Source organism: Enterococcus sp. DIV1420a, assembly GCF_051712165.1.
GTDB lineage: Bacteria > Bacillota > Bacilli > Lactobacillales > Enterococcaceae > Enterococcus > Enterococcus faecalis.
This window is the reverse complement of the sequence record NZ_JBIOOI010000008.1, coordinates 1-2,094: the sequence shown is the minus strand read 5'-3', so window position 1 is coordinate 2,094 and position 2,094 is coordinate 1. Positions and strand designations below refer to the sequence as shown.

Annotated in this window: 1 protein-coding gene; it reads right to left on the bottom strand. The window is 36.6% G+C overall.

Going from position 1 to position 2,094, the window contains the following annotated elements; translation table 11 throughout:
• Positions 1-380: 380 nt before the first annotated feature.
• Positions 381-1,601 (bottom strand): rolling circle replication-associated protein, encoded by a 1,221-nt coding sequence (locus IGI80_RS18955; RefSeq protein WP_438724295.1) that lies wholly within the window; start codon positions 1,599-1,601, stop codon positions 381-383.
• Positions 1,602-2,094: the final 493 nt, after the last annotated feature.

The window sequence follows — 2,094 nt, the reverse complement described above, 5'->3', positions numbered from 1 at the left end:
TTGTTATGCCTATATTTCAACATGCGCAAATATTTAATTACTGTTATTTTACTTCTTTTTCGTGAAACAAACAAGAAATAATTACATAAACCTTGAGGGCTTTCCACCCTCAAACTCCCTGGAGCCTCCTGCTTACCTAGTTATTCTCTTAATTCCTTATGTAGCGGAGTGCCTCAAGGCATAAATTCCTTCCCGTTGGTCAGTCAGACATTTATACTTGACCCTCTCCGTTTTTGCCCTTTCTCGTCCTGCGCCGATAGCTTGTACTAGATTAACTTCTTAATCTCAATCTATCGCCCTTTCTAGTTTAAGGGCAAAAATACTCTTATTTTGTGAATCGGCGAAACAAAAATAGTAAATTTAGGACATCACAAATAAACCTATCCTACTTTTCGATTTTTTACATACTCATTTTCTAATTTTCGTAAATAAGCTCGATTTTCTAAGGCATAGAGTTCTGCTTCTAATCTAGGATAAAAAGGATCATTTTTTTCCACTAATAATAAATTTTTCCTACAGATTTCAATACGTGCCAATAGATTATCCCAACGACAGGCTTTTTTATTATATTGTTCTTTGACTAAAACAGAAGAATACCGGGTCTCTTCATCTTCTATCTTCACCGATTTCCGCAACGTTAATTGCGTATTTTTAATTCCAAACACTTTTTTAAACTGCTTATATGACATTTCTTGACGCGTTGGTTCCACACAATTAACACAATTAAATAACCGTGTTCCCCTAGGATAAAACCGCAAACGACCTCCTTTAATTACTGCCTTTTTTTGATTTGATTTTGTTACTTGAACACCTTTCGTATATGCTAACGCCTTATCTAAGCGCTCATAAGTCTCTTCTTCAAAATACTCTTCTTCAAATAGGACTTCTCCATTTTCATCAATGTTATACGGAACATCTAAATCTTCTAAAGGCAGATCTGCCATATACGCAGTCAAATATGCTCCTACATTATCTGCATTCTTCAAACGACGAACTGTTACAAATCCTTGACCCCACAAATCAAAGAGAGGCGCATTTACTTTACATTCTTGAATCTGTTCCCACGTCAATTCTCCTTTAGGTATGTCTTTATAATCAGAATAATCAAATTTATTTAAAATTGTGACTTTCTTTTGGTCTAAAAATTTCACTAACGTATGAAAATGCCACGTACCGTCTGCTTGAGGTTCTTTGACTGATAACATACGAATAGTCCCTAAATGCGCGTAAGCACGCTCAAAACGGCGTAAAAAATTAAAATACTCCTTAGACGCTTCTTTAACATCTGTCACACGTTCCTTAAAGGTCATAGTTAAGAATAATTCATTCTTTGTCCCGGTAAAATTCGCATTAATTCGATAGCCAAGCTTTTTAAACGTTTGGCGCAATGAATTTTCATTCTCTACACGAGTCTTTGAATGCTTTTCAAACTCTTTGATTTCTCCAGTCGCTAATAAAACATAGCGATTTTTATCGATTTTACGAATACGTACTTGGTGATTTGCTTTTTCCATGTACTGAAATTCTAAAATATGGTTCATTTGTGTTACTGTTCCCATATGATTATCATGAATAAAGAAATCTGTCTGTTCTACTGACATAAAATCGCCCCTCCTTTCTCTATGATTTCACTAAATTTTTGAGGCTTATTTTTCTCGCGGATAATTGTTTAACTAGAATCAAGTTAATAAGAAAACTCCGCTTCGCTCCGTTTTCTAGTCGCCTTCCAGGCTCCCTCAAGGGCGACCATAGCGCCCTTGGCCAACACAGCCGTCGACGGAAGATATGTGTACGCCTCGCTGCAGGGGACGCTCTATCGCTCCGCTGAGCGCCCCCACAGACGCGGCTACAATCTTCGCGCAGCCATGTTGCCACGTTATAAAAACACCAAAAAAAGAGGAATCCGCCTTTTTTTCGACTGACTCCTCTTTATATCTTGAAATTTCCTTCTAATTCTCTTATACTAGCTATGAAACTAAAATTAATTAGTCATTCACTAACTAAAGCCTTAGAAGTGGTTTCATTGATACCGGCAAGTATCAATCGAAATTTCAAAAAAAAGAAGGTCTGTTTCTTTTTTTTGGCTAGGCTTTT

Coding starts and splice junctions, on each gene's coding strand:
- IGI80_RS18955 (WP_438724295.1), bottom strand. CDS start 1,601: ATGTCAGTAGAACAGACAGATTTCTTTATTCATGATAATCATATGGGA.